19 protein-coding genes and 1 riboswitch are annotated in these 19642 nt (G+C 72.5%); of the genes, 7 read left to right on the top strand and 12 right to left on the bottom strand.

The genetic code is table 11. From position 1 onward, the window contains the following. Window positions 1–39: 39 nt before the first annotated feature. Both ACIQGV_RS35145 and ACIQGV_RS35140 read right to left on the bottom strand, forming a co-directional pair. On the bottom strand, window positions 40–801 hold the full coding sequence (locus ACIQGV_RS35145) for an enhanced serine sensitivity protein SseB (RefSeq protein ID WP_402502353.1): 762 nt from the start codon (window positions 799–801) through the stop codon (window positions 40–42). A 53-nt stretch (window positions 802–854) separates the two neighbouring features. Next, a complete protein-coding gene (locus ACIQGV_RS35140; RefSeq protein ID WP_402502537.1) occupies window positions 855–1529 on the bottom strand; it encodes an AAA family ATPase in 675 nt (224 codons plus the stop codon). A gap of 172 nt (window positions 1530–1701) precedes the next feature. After that, window positions 1702–1795, top strand: a riboswitch (glycine riboswitch). A gap of 159 nt (window positions 1796–1954) precedes the next feature. Between ACIQGV_RS35140 and gcvT the strand changes: the two genes are divergently transcribed. From gcvT to ACIQGV_RS35120, 4 genes are all read left to right on the top strand, one after another. Continuing rightward, complete coding sequence (gene gcvT / locus ACIQGV_RS35135) at window positions 1955–3073, top strand: glycine cleavage system aminomethyltransferase GcvT (protein ID WP_402502350.1); 1119 nt, start codon at window positions 1955–1957, stop codon at window positions 3071–3073. A gap of 110 nt (window positions 3074–3183) precedes the next feature. Next, the gene (gcvH, locus tag ACIQGV_RS35130) at window positions 3184–3561 is read left to right on the top strand and encodes a glycine cleavage system protein GcvH (RefSeq protein WP_402502347.1); all 378 of its coding nucleotides are present in this window, start codon (window positions 3184–3186) and stop codon (window positions 3559–3561) included. 8 nt (window positions 3562–3569) lie between these two features. After that, on the top strand, window positions 3570–4832 hold the full coding sequence (gene glyA, locus ACIQGV_RS35125; protein ID WP_402502344.1) for a serine hydroxymethyltransferase: 1263 nt from the start codon (window positions 3570–3572) through the stop codon (window positions 4830–4832). Between the two features lie 61 nt (window positions 4833–4893). Beyond that, entirely contained in the window at window positions 4894–6261 is a 1368-nt protein-coding gene (locus tag ACIQGV_RS35120; protein WP_402502341.1) for an L-serine ammonia-lyase, read from the top strand. Between the two features lie 335 nt (window positions 6262–6596). Here ACIQGV_RS35120 and ACIQGV_RS35115 read toward each other — a convergent pair whose 3' ends face one another. After that, window positions 6597–7274, bottom strand: coding sequence for an NADPH-dependent F420 reductase (locus tag ACIQGV_RS35115; protein ID WP_402502534.1), 678 nt, complete (start codon window positions 7272–7274; stop codon window positions 6597–6599). Between the two features lie 82 nt (window positions 7275–7356). Next, window positions 7357–8349: a zinc-dependent alcohol dehydrogenase family protein gene (locus ACIQGV_RS35110; protein ID WP_402502338.1), complete on the bottom strand. Its 993-nt coding sequence runs from the start codon at window positions 8347–8349 to the stop codon at window positions 7357–7359. 125 nt (window positions 8350–8474) lie between these two features. Here ACIQGV_RS35110 and ACIQGV_RS35105 point away from each other — a divergent pair, with 125 nt between their 5' ends. Then, window positions 8475–9410: an AraC family transcriptional regulator gene (locus ACIQGV_RS35105; RefSeq protein ID WP_402502335.1), complete on the top strand. Its 936-nt coding sequence runs from the start codon at window positions 8475–8477 to the stop codon at window positions 9408–9410. A 90-nt stretch (window positions 9411–9500) separates the two neighbouring features. Here ACIQGV_RS35105 and ACIQGV_RS35100 read toward each other — a convergent pair whose 3' ends face one another. Together ACIQGV_RS35100 and ACIQGV_RS35095 are read right to left on the bottom strand one after the other, a co-directional pair. Next, entirely contained in the window at window positions 9501–9713 is a 213-nt protein-coding gene (locus ACIQGV_RS35100) for an EF-hand domain-containing protein (RefSeq protein ID WP_402502331.1), read from the bottom strand. A gap of 60 nt (window positions 9714–9773) precedes the next feature. Then, entirely contained in the window at window positions 9774–9968 is a 195-nt protein-coding gene (locus ACIQGV_RS35095; RefSeq protein ID WP_402502329.1) for a hypothetical protein, read from the bottom strand. 49 nt (window positions 9969–10017) lie between these two features. On the opposite strand from ACIQGV_RS35095, the gene ACIQGV_RS35090 reads away from it, so the two are divergent. Then, window positions 10018–10653, top strand: a complete 636-nt coding sequence (locus tag ACIQGV_RS35090; RefSeq protein WP_402502326.1) for a GNAT family N-acetyltransferase — start codon at window positions 10018–10020, stop codon at window positions 10651–10653. Window positions 10654–10686: 33 nt separating this feature from the next. On the opposite strand, the gene ACIQGV_RS35085 is transcribed toward ACIQGV_RS35090, so the two are convergent. The 6 genes from ACIQGV_RS35085 to ACIQGV_RS35060 form a co-directional block, all read right to left on the bottom strand. Then, window positions 10687–11898: a PQQ-binding-like beta-propeller repeat protein gene (locus tag ACIQGV_RS35085; RefSeq protein ID WP_402502322.1), complete on the bottom strand. Its 1212-nt coding sequence runs from the start codon at window positions 11896–11898 to the stop codon at window positions 10687–10689. Then, window positions 11898–12710 carry a polysaccharide deacetylase family protein gene (locus ACIQGV_RS35080; protein WP_402502319.1) on the bottom strand — a complete coding sequence of 271 codons (813 nt, stop codon included), beginning with the start codon at window positions 12708–12710 and terminating at the stop codon, window positions 11898–11900. Before ACIQGV_RS35080 ends, ACIQGV_RS35085 begins: the two co-directional genes overlap by 1 nt. Before the next feature lie 62 nt (window positions 12711–12772). After that, window positions 12773–13276, bottom strand: coding sequence for an ATP-binding protein (locus tag ACIQGV_RS35075; RefSeq protein WP_402502316.1), 504 nt, complete (start codon window positions 13274–13276; stop codon window positions 12773–12775). 286 nt (window positions 13277–13562) lie between these two features. Continuing rightward, a complete protein-coding gene (locus ACIQGV_RS35070; RefSeq protein ID WP_402502313.1) occupies window positions 13563–14330 on the bottom strand; it encodes an enoyl-CoA hydratase/isomerase family protein in 768 nt (255 codons plus the stop codon). A 253-nt stretch (window positions 14331–14583) separates the two neighbouring features. Further along, on the bottom strand, window positions 14584–15825 hold the full coding sequence (locus tag ACIQGV_RS35065) for an Ig-like domain-containing protein (RefSeq protein WP_402502310.1): 1242 nt from the start codon (window positions 15823–15825) through the stop codon (window positions 14584–14586). A 142-nt stretch (window positions 15826–15967) separates the two neighbouring features. Further along, entirely contained in the window at window positions 15968–17206 is a 1239-nt protein-coding gene (locus ACIQGV_RS35060; RefSeq protein WP_402502307.1) for an Ig-like domain-containing protein, read from the bottom strand. Between the two features lie 151 nt (window positions 17207–17357). On the opposite strand from ACIQGV_RS35060, the gene glgX reads away from it, so the two are divergent. Continuing rightward, window positions 17358–19595 (top strand): glycogen debranching protein GlgX, encoded by a 2238-nt coding sequence (gene glgX, locus ACIQGV_RS35055; RefSeq protein WP_402502304.1) that lies wholly within the window; start codon window positions 17358–17360, stop codon window positions 19593–19595. Window positions 19596–19642 lie beyond the last annotated feature (47 nt).

Raw genomic sequence — 19642 nt, 5'->3', positions numbered from 1 at the left:
CGCTCCCGGGCGTTCCCCCTCGGTCCCGCCGGAGGGACCCTACTTCTGGAAGAAGGGGCGGACCTTCGCCTTCATCCACTCCCCCACCGGGTCCTGGGTCACGTCCAGCAGGACCAGGTTGACCGGCCACGGGACGGGGGCCCGGCCCAGGGCCCGGCCCAGGGCGTCCAGGGGGAGCGCGCGCAGGTCGCCCTCCCACCGGGAGAGCTCGACGCCGACGAACATGACCGGGTCGGCGGTCTCGATCACCGCGAGGCAGCGGCGGGCGCTGACGACGACGCCGACGGCGTCGAACTCGGCGGAGGCCGCGCTCAGGAAGTCGACGGGATCGTCCTGCCAGTCGGGCTCGTACAGCCGGACACGCCCGCCGCTCGCGGGTCCGTCCAGCGGGGTGCTCCCGGCCCGGCAGAGCTCGGCGACGGCGGCGGGCGGCAGCGGGATGCCCACCGTGCCGCCGGGGTTGAGCACGATGCCCGCCTGCGGGGGCAGACCGCGCGCGAACTCCACGGCGGGCGCGACCGCGAACGACATGTGGGGCCCGGCGCCCTGGCGGAACTGCTCCTCGGAGCTGAAGACGGGCACGAACGCCTGGCCGTCGATCTCCATGGCGGGCAGATCGAGCGAGGCGCTGTCGGGGCCGCCGCCGCTCGGCAGCGGCACCCACAGGAAGCTGCGGCCGAGGACCTCCACGATCCGCCCGCCGGCCGACGGGACGCCGAGGGAGGCGGAGAGCACCTCCTCCAGTTCGTTGCCGGGCCATCCGCCGTGCGGATGGGGATGTGCCTGCGCCGGGAAGTCCATCTGCCGCCTACCGCCTGCCGTCAACCTGCTTGTCGGCTGAAAAGGCTAACCGGTCAGCCGGTGAAGCCGATCCGGCGGAGGGCGTCGGCGGCGTCGCGGTCGAGCAGCACCGCCGAGCCGCAGCCGGCCGGCAGCGCGCCGCGCTCCACCCGGCGCAGCAGCCGGGAGGCCGCGCCGCGGTGGCGGCGGAAGGCGTAGCGGGAGACGCCGCGGCCGCGCTCGCGCTGGCCGGCGAGGGCCTGCTCGGGGGTCACGTCGAGAAGCAGCAGATGGAGGGTGCCGCCGCGGCGGCGGGCCTCACGGACCAGCCAGCCGCGCACCCATGCCTGGGTGCCGCAGTCGTGCACGACGACGCCCTCGCCGGTGCGCAGGGCACGGCGCAGTCCGGCGAAGTGGGCGATCCGGACCAGGGGGCGGTAGACGGCGTAGGGGAGGAAGCGGGGGGCGCGGGTGTCGAAGCGGTCGCGGGTGTCCTGGGAGTCGACGCGGATGCCCTTGACGGCCCGCTTCATCAGGGTGGACTTGCCGCTGCCCGGCAGACCGGTGATCACGACGAGGTCCCGGGGGCCGAAGAGCAGGGCGTGCGGGCCGCGTCCGGTCCGTTCGCGCAGGTCGCGGACGACGGGAGCGGGTGCCGGGCCGCAGGCGTCCCGGGTGGGGACTGCGGGCTGTGCGGGCAGCGCGAAGGCCGGGGTCGTGGCGTACGACGAGGTCCTCTTCACCGTGATCGTCCTCCCCTGGGGCGGGTCGTAGGACCCTTGCCCATCGAGTGTAAAGAGACGGTAATGCTGTGCGCCTGGTGATTTCGTGCGCGTACTGCCACAGGCCGGTTACAGATGTGGCCTGCCGTGCTCGGCGGATGCGTGCAATGATGGGCCCGCCAACTGCATACCGGCCGTTTGAATCCGCGCGGGAGAGTCCCCAGCCCAGCTGGGGCGCCGAAGGAGCAAGTCCCTCCCTTGAATCTCTCAGGCCCCGTTACCGCGCGGGCGAGGCACATCTGAAAAGCGGGTCGCTCTCTGCGGCTCCACCCAAGGTGCAAACCATGTCCTCCCTGTACGCGAGTACGGCGGTCATGGCGAACCTCTCAGGTTCCGATGACAGATGGGGAGGAATGACCTCGCCCGTCGTGTATCTGGGAGACGACCGTCCGATGAGCAGTACCGAACTGCGCCGTACCGCGCTCGATGCCCTGCATCGCTCGCTGGGCGCGACGATGACCGACTTCGCCGGCTGGGACATGCCGCTGCGCTACGGCTCCGAGCGGGACGAGCACGTGGCCGTGCGCACCAGGGCCGGCCTCTTCGACCTCTCGCACATGGGTGAGATCACCGTCACCGGCCCACAGGCCGCGGACTTCCTGAACTTCGCGCTCGTCGGCAACATCGCCGCCGTGGGTGCGGGCCGGGCCCGCTACACCATGATCTGCCAGGCCGACGGCGGCATCCTGGACGACCTGATCGTCTACCGGCTGGGCGAGACCGAGTACATGGTCGTCGCCAACGCCTCCAACGCCCAGGTGGTGCTGGACGCGCTGACCGAGCGGGTCGCCGGGTTCGACGCCGAGGTCCGCGACGACCGTGACGCGTACGCGCTGATCGCCGTCCAGGGCCCCGAGTCCCCCGGCATCCTGAAGTCGCTGACCGACGCCGACCTGGACGGGCTGAAGTACTACGCCGGTCTGCCCGGCACGGTCGCGGGTGTCCCGGCGCTGATCGCGCGCACCGGCTACACCGGCGAGGACGGCTTCGAGCTGTTCGTGAAGCCGGAGCACGCCGTGCAGCTGTGGCAGGCGCTGACCGGGGCGGGCGAGGGCGTCGGCCTGATCCCGTGCGGTCTGTCCTGCCGGGACACGCTGCGCCTGGAGGCGGGCATGCCGCTGTACGGGCACGAGCTGACGGCGGAGCTGACGCCGTTCGACGCCGGGCTGGGCCGGGTGGTGAAGTTCGAGAAGGAGGGCGACTTCGTGGGCCGCGAGGCGCTCACCGAGGCCGCCGCCCGGGCCGAGCAGAACCCGCCGCGGGTGCTCGTCGGCCTGGTCGCCGAGGGCCGCCGGGTGCCGCGGGCCGGCTACTCCGTCGTCGCGGGCGGCGAGGTGATCGGCACGGTCACCTCCGGCGCTCCCTCCCCCACCCTGGGCGAGCCGATCGCCATGGCCTACGTCGACGCCGCGCACGCGGCGCCCGGCACCGAGGGCGTCGGTGTGGACATCCGGGGCACGCACGAGCCGTACACGGTCGTGGCGCTGCCTTTCTACAAGCGCCAGAAGTGACACAGCCGTAGCGCCACCGAGGTGACGTCGGGCACATCCGTGCTGCTCACACACGCCTTCGGCGGTCCCCCCTTTCTCAGCACCCTCTCGCGTACAGGAGAATTCAGGTCATGAGCAACCCCCAGCAGCTGCGCTACAGCAAGGAGCACGAGTGGCTGTCGGCCGCCGAGGACGGCGCGTCGACGGTCGGCATCACGGAGCACGCGGCCAACGCGCTCGGCGATGTCGTCTTCGTGCAGCTCCCGAACGTCGGTGACACGGTGACCGCGGGCGAGACCTGCGGCGAGCTGGAGTCGACCAAGTCGGTGTCCGACCTGTACTCCCCGGTGACCGGTGAGGTCACCGAGGTCAACGAGGACGTCGTCAACGACCCGTCGCTGGTCAACTCCGCCCCCTTCGAGGGCGGCTGGCTGTTCAAGGTACGCGTTGCGGAGGAGCCGGCCGACCTGCTCTCCGCCGACGAGTACTCCGCCTTTTCCGCCGGCTGAGGAGACCCATGTCCGTCCTGAACATCCCCCTGCACGAGCTCGACCCGGAGGTCGCCGCGGCGGTCGACGCCGAGCTGGTCCGCCAGCAGTCCACGCTGGAGATGATCGCCTCGGAGAACTTCGCTCCGCTGGCGGTCATGGAGGCGCAGGGCTCGGTCCTGACCAACAAGTACGCCGAGGGCTACCCGGGCCGCCGCTACTACGGCGGCTGTGAGCACGTCGACGTCACCGAGCAGATCGCGATCGACCGGATCAAGGAGCTGTTCGGCGCCGAGTACGCCAACGTGCAGCCTCACTCCGGCGCCTCCGCGAACCAGGCCGCGCTGTTCGCGATGGCCCAGCCCGGCGACACGATCCTGGGTCTGGACCTCGCCCACGGCGGTCACCTGACCCACGGCATGCGCCTGAACTTCTCGGGCAAGCAGTTCGACGTGGTCGCGTACCACGTGGACGACGCGGGTCTCGTGGACATGGCCGAGGTCGAGCGGCTCGCCAAGGAGCACCGCCCCAAGGTGATCATCGCCGGCTGGTCGGCGTACCCGCGTCAGCTGGACTTCGCGGAGTTCCGCCGGATCGCCGACGAGGTCGAGGCGTACCTGTGGGTCGACATGGCCCACTTCGCCGGCCTGGTCGCGGCCGGTCTGCACCCGAACCCGGTCGAGCACGCGCACGTGGTGACCTCCACCACGCACAAGACGCTCGGCGGTCCGCGCGGCGGCATCATCCTGGCGAAGAAGGAGTTCGCCAAGAAGCTGAACTCCTCGGTGTTCCCGGGCTTCCAGGGCGGTCCCCTGGAGCACGTGATCGCGGCCAAGGCGGTCTCCTTCAAGGTGGCGGCCTCGGAGGACTTCAAGGAGCGCCAGCGTCGTACGGTGGAGGGTGCGCGCATCCTCGCCGAGCGGCTCACCGCGCCCGACGCCCGCGAGGCCGGGGTCAACGTGCTGTCCGGCGGTACGGACGTGCACCTGATCCTGGTCGACCTGCGCGAGTCGGAGCTGGACGGGCAGCAGGCCGAGGACCGTCTCCACGAGGTCGGCATCACGGTCAACCGCAACGCCGTCCCGAACGACCCGCGTCCGCCGATGGTGACCTCCGGTCTGCGCATCGGCACCCCGGCGCTGGCGACCCGCGGCTTCACGGCCGAGGACTTCGCCGAGGTCGCGGACGTGATCGCCGAGGCGCTCAAGCCGTCGTACGACGTGCAGTCCCTCAAGGCCCGGGTGACGGCTCTCGCCGACAAGCACCCGCTGTACCCCGGCCTGAACAAGTAAGTCCCCGGTGGGGTACCCGGCGATCCCGGGTACCCCGCCACCCCGGTATTGAGGAGTGACCGTGGCCATCTCGGTCTTCGACCTGTTCTCGATCGGCATCGGCCCGTCCAGCTCCCACACGGTCGGCCCGATGCGGGCGGCGCGCATGTTCGCCCGCCGGCTGCGCAACGAGGGTCTGCTGCCCTCCGTGGCCTCGGTGCGCTGCGAGCTGTACGGCTCGCTGGGCGCGACCGGCCACGGCCACGGCACGCCCAAGGCGGTGCTGCTCGGCCTGGAGGGCGATTCGCCGCGCACGGTGGACGTCGAGACGGCCGACGAGCGCGTGGAGTCGATCAGGGCGGAGGGCAGGCTGCGGCTGCTCGGCGAGCACGAGATCGCGTTCGCCTTCGACGAGGACCTGGTCCTGCACCGCCGCGAGACACTGCCGTACCACGCGAACGGCATGACGATCTGGGCCCACGACGCCCAGGGCACGGAAGTGCTGTCCAAGACCTACTACTCGGTGGGCGGCGGCTTCGTCGTCGACGAGGACGCGGTCGGCGCGGACCGCATCAAGCTGGACGACACGGTCCTGAAGTACCCCTTCCGCACGGGCGACGAGCTGCTGCGCCTGACGAAGGAGACGGGCCTGTCGATCTCCGCCCTGATGCTGGAGAACGAGCGTGCCTGGCGCACCGAGGAGGAGATCCGCGAGGGGCTCCTCGGCATCTGGCGCGTGATGCAGGCGTGCGTGTCGCGCGGCATGTCCCGCGAGGGCATCCTGCCGGGCGGTCTGAGGGTGAAGCGCCGCGCCGCGACCACCGCCCGCAAGCTGCGCTCCGAGGGCGACCCGCAGGCGCTGGCGATGGAGTGGATAACCCTCTACGCGATGGCGGTGAACGAGGAGAACGCGGCCGGCGGCCGGGTGGTCACCGCCCCGACGAACGGCGCGGCGGGCATCATCCCGGCCGTCCTGCACTACTACATCAACTTCGTGCCGGGCGCCGACGAGGAGGGCGTGGTCCGCTTCCTGCTCGCCGCGGGCGCGATCGGCATGCTGTTCAAGGAGAACGCCTCCATCTCCGGTGCCGAGGTCGGCTGCCAGGGCGAGGTCGGCTCGGCCTGCTCGATGGCCGCGGGCGCGCTGGCGGAGGTGCTCGGCGGCAGCCCCGAGCAGGTCGAGAACGCCGCCGAGATCGGTATGGAGCACAACCTGGGCCTGACCTGCGACCCCGTCGGCGGCCTGGTGCAGATCCCGTGCATCGAGCGCAACGGCATGGCCGCGGTGAAGGCGGTCACCGCCGCCAGGATGGCGATGCGGGGCGACGGCTCGCACAAGGTGTCCCTGGACAAGGTCATCAAGACCATGAAGGACACCGGCGCCGACATGTCGGTGAAGTACAAGGAGACGGCGCGGGGCGGTCTCGCGGTCAACATCATCGAGTGCTAGGGCCTGTCCGACCATTCGCGTCGTCGCCCGAAGGGCGGCCGCGCGCCGTCAGGTGCGTGCTCTCGGCGTGCCGGCCCCAGACCCTCGTACCGGACGTACCCGGGTCCGGGGCCGGTGCGGCGAGAGCGCGTGCACGGCGTCGCACGGCAGACGGGAATGGTCGGACAGGCCCTGGGGGAACGGACCCCGACCGCGCCCGTGTCCTACGGCGCGGTCAGGGTCTTCCCGGCTCACGCGGCGGAAAGTTCCTGAGGGGCCTGGAGAGGATCCCCGGGACGGGCCCCGGCCTGCGCGGCACCGGGCCGGGCCGGCAGGGAACCGTGTCCGGGGCGGGGTCAGCCGCGCAGGTCCGCCGGCCGTTCCGGGGACGCCTCGCCCAGCGCCTTCGTCACCGCCTCCGCGTCGCCGCGCAGGCCGTAGACGGGGGTGCCGGGCTGCTGGCGCCAGGAGTCGCCGAGGCCGCCCGCGTCGACGGTGTCGAAGCCGAGCTCCTCGATCAGCGCGCGGATCCTGGCCTTGGCGGCCTCGTCGTCCCCGGCCACGGGCAGGGCGAGCCGGTCGGGGGCGCCGGCCGGGCGGTGCCGGTCGAGGATGTCCTGGGAGTAGGTGCCGTTGAACGCCTTGATCACCGGATGGCCGATCTCACGGGCGGTCCAGCCGGCCTCCGTCAGGCCCTCGTCCTCGATGCCCGCGATCCGGCCGTCGCGCTGCGGGTAGTAGTTGCCGGTGTCGACGACCGCGACACCCTCGGCGGCCTCGTCCAGCAGGCCCTTCGGCAGGCCGGGCACCGCCTTCACCGGGATCGTGATCACGACGACCTCGGCGCCCCGGGCCGCCTCCTCGACCCGGACCGGGGTCGCGCCGGTCTCCTCCGCCAGGGCGGAGAGGGTCTGCGGGCCACGGGAGTTGGCGACGGAGACCTCGTGGCCGAGAGCGGTGAGCCGCCGGGTGAGGTTGCCGCCGATGTGTCCCGCGCCGATGATGCCGATCTTCATGACAGGCCCTTCCCGAATCGATGCGCTTGCATTCAATTTCGAAGGCGTCAACCCCGGCCGGGTGCGGGCTATTCCGGCGCGTGCCGGTGTCCGGGTGACGTCAGACCCGTACGACGATCTTCCCCGTGTGGGTGTTCGAGTCCATCAGGCGATGGGCGTCCCCGATGCTGTCCAGGCCGTCGAAGACCTCCGCCACGACCGGCCGCAGCGTGCCGTCGGTGAGGCCCGACCCGACGTAGTGGGCGGCACGGCGGCGGCCGTCGGCGCTCCCGGTCAGCGCGAAGTTGTTGTAGCCCAGCACGGTCAGCGGCCACTGCATCGGCAGCAGGATCGGCTGCAGGTCCAGCCAGCCGTAGCTGATCAGCGTGCCGTCCTCGACGGCCGCGTCGCCCAGCGCGGCGAACCCCGCGCCGCCGACGGCGTCCAGGACGATCTCGGCGCCGCGCCCGCCGGTCAGCCGCTTCGTCTCCCCGGCCACGTCCGCGTCGCCGGAGACGATCACATGCTCGGCGCCCAGGTCCAGCAGCGACCGCCGCTTGGCCTCGGTGCGGGTCGTGACCACGGGAACGGCGCCCGCGCGCCGGGCCACCTGGATCGCGGCGGTGCCGACACCGCTGGACGCCCCGGTGATCAGGACATGGTCGCCCGCCTTCATCCCGGCCCGCTCCACCAGGGCGCCGTAGGCCGTGGTGTACGTCAGCCAGACCGCCGCCCCCGTGACCGCGTCCACCCCCGCGGGCCGCGGCACCAGGGCGGTGTCGGGCAGCAGGACCAGATCGCCGTAGACGCCGTGGGTGCTCAGTTCGTGGTTGGCGGCGGCCAGCACCGCGTCGCCCGGCGCGAAGGCGGTCACCCCCGCGCCGACCGCGGCGACCTCGCCCGCGGCCTCGTAGCCGTTGCGGGAGCCGGGCAGGGTCGGCTGGTAGAAGTAGCCGCCCGAGCGGAAGAGCGCCTCGGCGCGGTTCAGGGCGAGCGCCTCGACCCGGACGAGGACCTCTCCGGGGCCGGGCGCGGGCAGCTCGGTCTCCTCGACGGAGAGGACCTCGGGGCCGCCGATCTCATGGAACAGCACGGTACGTGCGGTGGTTGACATGCCGTAAACGCTAGGCAGCGGGCCGTGGGACGGACCATGCCCGGCCGTCTCGGTTTCCTGTCCGATCGTCTCCGGCACCGGACGGCGCCGGTGGTGCGACGGACGGCGCCGGTAGCGTGGCGGACATGGACGTGCTCAGTGACGCGGTCGCCGCGATGCGCACCGGCCGCCCGCACTCCGGCCTGCGGAACAAGTTCGCGCCCTGGGGGCTGCGGTTCGAGGCCGCGAGCGGCGCCGGGTTCCATGTCGTGCTGCGCGGCTCGGCATGGCTGACACCGGCGCACGGCGAGCCGGTCGCCCTGGCCCGGGGCGATGTGGCGTTCCTCCCCCACGGACGCGGCCACGCCCTCGCCGGCACGCTCGACGCGCCGCTGGAGGACGTACGGCTGGACGAGGAGGGCCGCTGGCCCGGACTGCCCGTCCCGCCGCCGGACCCGGTGCCGGGCCCGCCGCCGGACGCCGTGACGCTGTGCGGCGCCTATCTGCTGGACCGCAGCCGCGCGCATCCGCTGCTGACCGAGCTGCCCGAGGTGGTCCATCTGCCGGCGCGGGCCGGTGCGCACGGCTCGCTGCGCGCGGCGGTGGAGCTGCTGGGCGACGAGCTCCGGTGTCCCCGGCCGGGCTCGGACACGATCGTCTCCCACCTGCTGGACACCCTGCTGGTGTACATCCTGCGCGCCTGGTGGCAGGGAGAGGGCCGGGACGGCGGCGGTCATCCGACCGGCTGGGCGGCGGCCCTCGCCGACCCCGGCATCGCCGCGTCCCTGCGCGCGATCCACGCGGACCCCGCCCGCCCCTGGACGGTCGGCGAGCTCGGTCTGCGGGCGGGGCTGTCCCGGGCCGCCTTCGCCCGGCGCTTCACGTCCCTGGTCGGCCGGCCCCCGCTGACGTATCTGACCTGGTGGCGGATGACCACGGCCGGCCGTCTGCTGCGCGAGGACGACACTCCGCTGCGGCTGGTGGCCCAGCGCGCCGGCTACACCTCGGAGTTCGCCTTCGCCAAGGCGTTCAAGAGGGAGTTCGGGATGGCGCCGGGCCGCTACCGGCGCCGGGCGTCGTGAGCCCCGCGGGCCCGTCGGCCGGAACCCGACGGCGAAGGGGCGCCCGGCCGGGACGATGTGCCCCGGCCGGACGCCCCCTCACGGCCCGCGTCACTTGTTCAGGTGGGCCCAGAACTCGTCGAAGGACAGCACCTTGTCGCCGTCCAGGTCACGGGTGGCGATGATCGCCTCGGCGACCGACTCGGTCACGTTCCAGTCGCCGCCCTGCGCCAGGGCGGCCTTGAACTCGGCGGCCGTGATCTGGCCGTCACCGTCCGTGTCGATGCGGTCGAACTGCTTGCGTGCTTCTTCGATGTCGGCCACCGATCCGCCCCTTTTCGTCATACCTTGCGCCGTCGTACCTGTCGTACGACGCAGGTCAGACTAACGGCCCGCCCGCACCCGCAGTGCGGCGCCCACCCGGGCGAAGTCCTCCCGGCGCCGTGGCGGGGCGGCGCCCTTCGGGATGCCGGGCAGCTCGCGGCAGCGGGCGCCCCGGTCGCCCGACGCCGGTTCCAGGCGCTCCGGGCCGGGGCCCGGGTCGCCGATGACGAGAAGACCGGTGCCGTTGTCGATCATGTGTGTGAGTGTGGGGTCTCCAGCAGCTGGAGACCCAAGGAGCGCAACGGTGGCACAGACCCTCCGGGACATCCTCGACGCGGCCGCGCTCGGTGTCTTCCCGGCCCCGGACGGCGGTACGACGGTCGTGGCGCAGCCGTCGCCCAGGGACGCGGGGGTCATGGCCTTCACGGCCCACTCCGTGGTCTTCACCGACGAGGACCCGGACTGGGTCCGCGCCACCCTGGCCGGACTGGACTGCGACCCCCTCGCGGCGCCGATGAACCCGCTGTTCCTGGCCGCGCTGCTGGCCCGCACGGGCCGGACCACCGAGTGCGTCGACGCCGTGCTGGTCGGCTCCCCGCTGCCGGGCGAGCCGTCGCTGCCGCTGAAGGAGATCGCCGACCCGGGCCATCCGCGGATCGGGTACGCCCGCGGGCGGCGCGACGGCGTACGGGCCTGGACCGCGGACGGCGGCGTGCTGGTGACGGGCCGCGGGGTCGCCGGGCGGCTGGAGGTGTCCGTCGAGGTCGACGAGGACGCCCGGCAGCGGGGCCTGGGCCGCGCGCTGGTGACGGCCGCCCGGCAGCTCGTCACCGAACCGCTGTGGGCCCAGGTGGCGCCGGGGAACGCCCGCAGCGCACGGGCGTTCCAGGCGGCCGGTTACCGCCAGGTGGGCGCGGAGGCACTGCTGCGCACCCGGTAGCGGCGGGCCGGCGGGCTCCGCGCCGGGCGGGCCTCAGCGGAAGATGCCCGTGTGGCCGAGCGAGTAACGGCCGGGCTGCGGGTACACCGCGAGGCCGTGCGGACCGCTGCCGACCTCGATGCGGGCGAGCTGGGCGCCGGTGCGGGTGTCGATGGCGTACACCTCGGCGTCGTAGCGCCCGGACAGCCACAGCACCTTGCCGTCGGCGGAGACCCCGCCCATGTCGGGGCTGCCGCCGTCGGGCAGGCGCCATTTCCTGGTGACCTCGTGCCGGGCGAAGTCGAAGACGGAGACGGTGCCCTCGCCGCGGTTGGAGACGTACATCTCGCGCGAGTCCCGGCTGATGTAGAGCCCGTGGGTGCCCTTGCCGGTGGGCAGCAGGGTCGGCGTGGTGAACTTGTCGCCGTCCAGCACCCACATGCCGTCGGCCATCATGTCGGCGATGTAGAACCTGCTGCCGTCGGGCGCGATCTTCACGTCCTGCGGCATCGCGCCCTCGAAGGGGAGCTTCTGCTGCCCGACGACCTCCATCTTCTCGGTGTCGACCTTCAGCAGCTCGCCGCTGAACTCGCAGGAGACGATGAAGTACCTGCCGTCCATGGAGAAGTCGGCGTGGTTGACGCCGTAGCAGCTGACCGGAACGGTCCTGAGCGGCTTCATGGTGTGCGGGTCGCGGAAGACGAGTTCACGGTCGAGGGAGGCCATGACGACGGCGTACCTGCCGTCGGGCGTGAAGTAGAGGTTGTAGGGGTCGTGCACCTCGACCGGCTCGCCCGCCCTGCCCGTCCTCGGGTCGATCGGGGTGAGGGTGTGGCCGCGGTTGTTGTTGACCCACAGGGTCTTCAGGTCCCAGGAGGGGACCACGTGCTGTGGCTGCCGCCCCACCCGGAGGGTCTCGACGACCTTGTACGTCGCCGGGTCGATCACCGTCACGGTGTCCGACTCGGTGTTGGGGACGTAGACCCGGGACGGGAAGTCCTCGACCACCGGGGAGAGCCGGCCCGGACGGTCGGCGGCGTAGACGTCCTCGGGATCGAGCACGGGCGGCATCCCGGGCAGACCGTCGATCCGCTTCTTCTGCGCGGGTGCCGGGACGGCCGCGGTCTCGGTGGCGGGGGCGTCGGTGTGCCCGCTCCCGTCTCCGGTGCCGCAGGCGGCGAGCGCGGCCAGCCCGAGAAGTGCGGCGGCGGCGAGCAGGCCGCGGACCGGCGCGGTGCGGTGCGGGAGGGATCGGTTTCGGCGCATCAGCTGAGCAGCTCCGTGGTGGTGACCGCGTGCAGACCACGGCGGTCGAGTTCGTCCAGTACGGCGGGAAGGGCGGCGACCGTGTCGGCGCAGCCGAAGTGCAGACTCACCACCGAGCCGCCCCGGACCTCGCCGAGGACGGCCGAGGTGACGGCGGCGGCGCCGGGCCGGGTGTGGTCGAGCGAGTCGACGTCGTACGACAGCACGTGCGGGTAGCCCGCGCGGTGGGCCAGGGCGCGCACCAGCGGGGAGGCGCGGACCGCGCGCGAGGGCCGGAACCAGGCGCCGATCGACCCGGTGAGCCGTGTCAGCCGTTCGGCGCAGCCGGTGATCTCGGCCAGGGCCTCGGCCTCGTCCAGGGCGTTGACGTCGAGGTGCCGCTGGGTGTGGTTGCCCAGCTCGTGCCCTCCGTCGAGCACCCGCCGGGCCAGCTCGGGGTGCTCGTCCAGCCAGGTCCCGACGGCCAGCACGGTGACACGGGCCCCGTGCCGCTCGGCCTGGGCCAGCAGGGCCCTGGCGGTGGCCGGGTCGCCGCTGCCGTGGAACGTGAGCGCCACCCGGGGCCGGTCCCGCGGACCGTGCGTGATCTCGGCCGGCCGGCCCGGGAAACGGCGGGGCCCGGGGGCGGAACGGGGTGTGCCGGACGTCCCGGGTGAGCCGGGTGAGCCGGGTGAGGCCGGCGGGAGCGCCGGGGCGTGGGGCGGTCCGGCGGCGGGCGCCGGGCCGCATCCCGCGGCGAGCGTGCCGGCGGTGACGATCCCGGCGGCTGCACGAAGCGCCGACCGGCGGTCGGTGGGGGTCACGAGGACCATTTAACGGAGTTCTGCGCGGGAATCGGGTGATTGGCCCGTCCGACGGTCCGGCCGGGCTCCGCTCAGCGGTCGGCCACTCTCATCTCGAACCACGTCGTCTTCCCGCGGGGCAGCAGATCGACGCCCCAGCGGTCCGCCAGCTTGTCCACGAGGAACAGCCCCCGCCCGCTGACGTCCATCTCGTGCACCGGCAGCAGACAGGGCAGTCCGCGCGAGGGGTCGCGCACCTCGACCCTGATCCAGCCGCGCCGCCGGTGCATCCGCAGCCCGAACACGCGGGCCCCGGTGTGCCGTACGGCGTTGCCCACGAGTTCGGACACGAGTAACACGGCGTCCTCGGTGAGCTTGGGCGTCAGGCCCCACTGGCGCAGCACCACGACCTGCGCCAGCCGGCGGGCCGTCGCCGCCGACTCCGGGCGGGACGGCAGCGCGACCTCCGCCTCCGTGGGGTTGCCGAACAGTTCCAGCGCCTTGAGCGCTCGTTCGTCCTCCACCGCAGGCGACCAGCGCGCCGGCGTCGCACGGCTGTGTCCCCGCGGCTGTTCGATGCCCTCCAGCCCCGCCATGCCCCCATCATGGCCGTCCAGCGCCCCCTCCGGGGCCGTTCCCGAGGAATACGCCCCCCGGAACCGACCGTTCCGCGAGATCCGGTCGGCATATGCCAAAGGCACTTCGAGCGTCACCGCGGCCCGCCTGACCTGCGAGAACAATGCGCCCGAAAGCGACGGGCGGACTCCCCCGACAAGGTGGGCTTAAGGCTGCCTTAAGACTGCCGTGAACCGCCCCATCGAGGGAACCCGGATCAGACACCCCGTCAATTGCAAGGGGGGCGCGGCGAGTTTCACACCACGGTCAGAGGAACTTCGCCTTGCCCGGGCCCTCCTCCACGAAGCTCCGCATACCGGTCTCCCGGTCCGGGGTGGCGAACAGACCCGCGAACCAGTTGCGTTCGACGGCCAGACCCGTGTCGATGTCGCTCTCCAGCCCGACGTCGACCGACTCCTTCGCGGCGCGCAGCGCGAGCGCCGGGCCCTGCGCGAGCCTGGCCGCCCAGGCGTGCGCCTCGGTGTACACGTCGGCCGCGGGCACCACGCGGTCCACCAGGCCCAGCGTCAGGGCCTCGTCGGCCTTGACCATCCGGCCGGTGAAGATGAGGTCCTTGGCCTTGGACGGGCCGATCAGCCGGGACAGGCGCTGGGTGCCGCCGGCGCCCGGGATCAGGCCCAGCAGGATCTCGGGCTGGCCGAGCTTGGCGTTGTCGGCGCAGAAGCGGTAGTCCGCGCACAGCGCGAGCTCGCAGCCGCCGCCGAGCGCGTATCCCGTGACGGCGGCCACGACCGGCTTGGGGATCCGGGCCACCGCGGTGAACGCGTCCTGCAGGGCGCGGGCGCGCAGGACCATCGCGGTGTGGTCCATCGCCTGCATCTCCTTGATGTCCGCGCCCGCCGCGAACACCTTCTCCCCGCCGTAGATCACCACCGCGCGCACGTCGTCGCGGCGCGTGGCCTCCTCGGCCAGTTCCTTCAGCCGGTCCTGCGTGGCGATGTCCAGCGCGTTCATGGGCGGACGGTCCAGCCGGAGGACGCCGACGCCCTCGGCCACTTCGAGATTCACGGTCATGCAGGCAGGTTAACGGGGCTTAACCGGGTCGTCTGCGGTGCGGTCGGTCACACCCCGCCCGGGGCCCGGGGCCGCCCCCGGGCGGACACGGCACGGGGACCGACCGGGGCGTCCGCAGCACCCCCGGCCGCACCCCGGCCGGAGGCCCGGGAATCACCCCCGGCGGACCCGGCACGGGGACCGACGCGAGCGGGCCCGGCGCCGTGGGGCACGGCGCCGTGGGGCACGGCGCCGGGCCCGCTCGGAGGAAGCGTTACTTCGTCCACTCCGCCCAGGTCATGTTCCAGCCGTTGAGGCCGTTGGACGGGTCGACCGTCGGGTCGGTGGACTTCTTCACCTCGACCACGTCACCGGCGATCGAGTTGTTGAAGAACCAGGCCGCCTCGACGCCCTTGTCCCAGCCGCCGCGCACATCGCGCAGACCTATGCAGCCGTGGCTGGCGTTGTAGTTGCCGAAGGCGTCGCCGCCCCAGTAGTTGCCGTGCACGAAGGTGCCGGAGTCGGTCAGGCGCATGGCGTGCGGCACGTCCTTGATGTCGTACTCGCCGTCGTAGCCGACCGTGTCGCCGTTCATCCGGGTCACGGCGAACTTCTCGCTGATGACCATCGCACCGTTCCAGGTGGCGTAGCCGGGCTTGCCGGTGGTCACCGGGACCGTCTTGAAGAGCTTGCCGTCCCGCATGACCTTCATGGTGTGCTTGGACGCGTCCACGACCGACACCTGCGAGCGGCCGATGGTGAAGGACACCTTCTTGGACTGCTCGCCGTACACGCCGTCGCGGCCCTCGACGCCGTCCAGGTTCAGCTCGACGGTGACCTTGGTCCCGGCCTTCCAGTACTTCTCCGGCCGGAAGTCGAGACGGTCGTTGTCGAACCAGTGGCCCTGCACGTCGACGGCCGGCTCGGTCGTGATCCTGATGGCCTTCTCGACGTCGTCGGGACGGGTGATGCCCCGGGTGAAACGGACCGAGAACGGCATGCCGACACCGACGGTGGAACCGTCCTCGGGCGTGAAGGTGCCGACGAAGGTGTTGTCCGGGGTCAGCGTGGTGAAGCTGGAGTCCTCGGCGGCCGTGCGGCCCGCGGAGTCCTTGGCGACGGCGTGCACCTGGTACTTCGTGGCCGCCGCGAGATGCGTGGCGGGCGTCCAGGAGCTGCCGTCGGCGGCGATCGAGCCCTCGATCCGCGCGCCCTTGCCGTTCTTCACGACGACCTCGGTCAGCTTGCCCTTGGCCGCGGTGACCTTGAGCCTGCCGCTGGTGTCGACGGCGGTGGCGCCGTTCTTCGGCGCGATGGAGACGACCGCCTCCGACTGCCCGGTCGCGGCCACCGCCGCGCCCTTGTCCTTGCCCTTGGCGTCCCCCTGGCCCTTCCCCGAGTCCGATCCCCCACCACCGCAGGCCGTCACGGCCAGCAGCAGCGCACCGGCGAACACGGCCCCCAGCCGCCGCCCGCGTGCGTCAACCGACGCCCCCGGTATCGGTCGCACGTTCAAGTCCCTCTCCCCTCCCCGGGCCTGGTCGGGCCCGCGCACAGCGCGTCACGCGCGCGCATTGGGCGCATATTAACCACCGGTTCAGGAGCGCCGAGGTCGCGCGTCTGTCACCGTTCGGTCCCAACCGGCCCGGTCTCGGGGACTACTTCACCGCACTGCCCGCTTTCCAGTCGTTCCATCCCATGTTCCACCCTCCGAGCCCATTGTCCGGAGCGACCTCTTTGTCCTTGCTGTTGACGACCTCCACGACGTCTCCGACGAGGCTGCGGTCGAAGAACCAGCCCGCCGGGGTCTCGGAGCCGCCGCCCTTGTCGTCGCGCAGGCCGACACAGCCGTGGCTGACGTTGGTCCGGCCGAAGACGGAGGGGTCGGCCCAGTAGTTGCCGTGCAGGAAGGTGCCGGACCGGGTCAGACGCATGGCGTGCGGGACGTCCGGGATGTCGTACTCGCCCTTGCCGTTCTTCTTCCTGAAACCGACCGTGGCGCCGTTCATCCGGGTCACCTCGTACATCTCGGTGACCACCATCCTGCCGTTGTACGTGGTGGTTCTCGGAGCGCCCGCCGTGATCGGCACGGTGGCCAGCAGTGCGCCGTCCCGCCGCACCTCCATGGTGTGCCGGGCGGCGTCGACGAGGGAGACCTGGTGGCGGCCGACGGTGAAGGCGAACGTCCTGTCCTGGAGCCCGTACACCCCGGGCGCGCCCTCGACGTCCCTCAGGTCCAGCTCGACGGTGACCTCGGTGCCGGGCTGCCAGTACTCCTCGGGCCGGAAGTCGAGCCGGCCGCCGCCGAACCAGTGCGGGCGGATCTCCACGGGCGGCTCCGCGCTCACCCGTACGGCGCGTTCCACGGCGGCGCGGTCGGTGATCTCGCGGTTGAACTCCAGGGAGACGATCATCCCGGTGCCGACGGTGGACCGGTCCTCGGGGGTGACGTAGCCGATGAACCGCTCGTCGGGGACATGGGTGGTGAACGTGGTGTGCCGCGCCGAGCGGCGGCCGTGGCCGTCGAGGGCGACCGCGTCGACGTCGTACCGGGCGGCGAGCGCCAGCCGCCGGTCGTCGGGCCGCCAGGTCAGGCCGTCCCCGGAGATCCGGCCCGGCACCTCGGACTCCTCGGCGTCCTGGGACTTCGTGACCTTCACCGACTCCAGCCGCCCGTCGGGCACCCGCACCGTCAGCGGCGTGCCGGGCCGCACGTCCCTGGTGCCGTCCTCCGGGAAGACCCTGATGACGTCCTTCGGTGCCGGAGCTTTGCCGAGCATGCGGTCCAGGCCGCCGCCGTCCGTGCAGCCGGCCGCGCCGGCCAGCAGTCCTGCCCATGCCAGTAGGGCGGCCAGTGCGGCCCCCGCGCGTCGTGCGCGCTCATGTACGTGCCTCACATCCGTGTTCAACGACGGGCCCCGCCCTGGGGAAACGTGAGTGCGACCCCACCTCTGGGCAGAACAGTGGGAAGGAACGACACGAGCCGGGAAAGGGCGTGACACGGCGCGCCCTTTCCGTGTCGTGCCACGAGCCGCGGGAGGCCGACAGGTGTCGAGCGCAGCCGAGCAGGAGACGGTGGCCGCCGGGGACGGGCGCGCGGCCGCCGTCGTCGAGGGGGCGCGGCGCGGGGCGCCGGTCCCCGCCGTGCCCGTGTGGCCGGGCGCGCCGACACCCCTGGGCGCCCGGTTCCGGGTCGGCCCGGACGGGGTGGCCGGCACCAATTTCGCGCTGTGGGCGGGCGGCGCCGAGGCGGTCGAGCTGTGTCTGTTCGACGAGGACGGGCGCGAGACGCGGGCCCGGCTGACCGAGCTGACGCACGAGATCTGGCACGGCTTCGTGCCGGGTGTGCTGCCCGGCCAGCGCTACGGGTACCGGGTGCACGGCCGCTGGGACCCGTGGACGGGCGCCCGCTGGAACCCGGCCAAGCTGCTGCTCGATCCGTACGCCCGTGCGGTGGACGGCGACTTCCTGCTGCCTCCGGAGGTGTACGGGCATGTCCGGGACTGGCCGCAGCAGCATGTCGCCGACACCGTCCGCGACGACCGTGACTCCGCCCCGCACGTGCCGAAGGGCGTCGTCGTCCAGGACGACGACGACTGGTCCGACGACCGCCGCCCGAAGACCCCGTGGGCGGACTCGGTCATCTACGAGCTGCATGTGCGCGGCTTCACCCGGCTGCACCCCGGCATCCCGGAGGAGCTGCGCGGCACCTACGCGGGGCTGGCGCACCCGGCCGCGATCGAGCATCTGGTGAAACTGGGGGTGACGGCGGTCGAGCTGCTGCCGGTGCACCAGTTCGCGCACGAGGACCATCTGCTGCGCCGGGGTCTGCGCAACTACTGGGGCTACAACTCCATCGGCTACTTCGCCCCGCACGCGGCCTACGCGGCCTCCGGCACGGCGGGCCGGCAGGTCGGCGAGTTCAAGCGGATGGTGCGCGCGCTGCACGCGGCCGGGATCGAGGTGATCCTCGACGTGGTCTACAACCACACGGCCGAGGCGGGCGAGCTGGGTCCGGCGCTGTCGCTGAAGGGCATCGACAACCGCGGCTACTACCGGCTCCAGCCGGACGCGCGCAGGTACGCCGACTACACGGGCTGCGGCAACACCCTGCACGTGGTGCAGCCGCACGTCCTGAGGCTCATCACGGACTCGCTGCGCTACTGGGTGACCGAGATGGGGGTGGACGGCTTCCGTTTCGACCTGGCGGCCGCGCTGGCCCGCTCCATGCATGACGTGGACATGCTGTCGCCGTTCCTCGCGGTGATCGCGCAGGACCCGGTGCTGCGGCGGGTGAAGCTGATCGCCGAGCCGTGGGACGTGGGCTCGGGCGGCTACCAGGTCGGCGCGTTCCCGCCGCTGTGGACGGAGTGGAACGACCGCTACCGCAACGCCGTACGGGACTTCTGGCGGGGCGCGCTGCCCGATGTGCGCGACCTGGGCTACCGGCTGTCGGGCTCCAGCGACCTGTACGCCTGGGGCGGGCGGCGGCCGTACGCCTCGGTCAACTTCGTCACCGCGCACGACGGGTTCACGCTGCGGGACCTGGTGTCGTACCACCACAAGCACAACGAGGCCAACGGCGAGGGCAACCGGGACGGCACGCACGACAACCGGTCCTGGAACTGCGGCGCCGAGGGCGAGACCGACGACGAGGAGGTGCTGGCGCTGCGGCGGCGCCAGCTGCGCAACCTGATGACGACGCTGCTGCTGTCGACCGGGGTGCCGATGCTGGTGGCGGGCGACGAGCTGGGGCGCACCCAGCGGGGCAACAACAACGCCTACTGCCAGGACAACGAGATCAGCTGGCTGGACTGGAGCCTGCTGGAGGATCCCGGCTGGCGGGAGCTGTTCGCGCTGACGTCCCGGCTGATCGCCCTGCGCCACCGGCATCCCGTGCTGCGCCGCCGGGCGTTCTTCTCCGGCCGGGCGCACTCCGCGGACGGGCTGCGGGACCTGGCCTGGTTCACCCCCCGGGGCGCGGAGATGACCGAGCAGGACTGGTACGCGCCCGCCGCCACGCTGGGGATGTACCTGTCCGGCCGGGACATCCCGGGCCGCGACGGGCGCGGCGCCCCGATCCTCGACGAGAGCTTCCTCGCCGTGCTGCACGCGGGGGACCGCCCGGCCCCGTTCGAACTGCCCGGTCCGCCCTGGGCCGAGTCCTACGAGCTGGTCGTCGACACCTCCCGCGAGGACCAGGCCGAGGCGCCGGGCACCGTGCACCCGGCGGGCTCGCGGATCACCGTGCCGGCCCGGTCGGTGCTGCTGCTGAAGGTGGGCTGAGCCGAAACTCGGTGGGCAGTGTCAGTGGCGAACCGTAGGCTCGCTGC

This window comes from Streptomyces sp. NPDC093094 (genome assembly GCF_044754345.1).
Lineage (GTDB): Bacteria > Actinomycetota > Actinomycetes > Streptomycetales > Streptomycetaceae > Streptomyces.
Note: the sequence above shows the minus strand (reverse complement) of the source record. Positions and strands in the feature narration are given on the sequence as shown.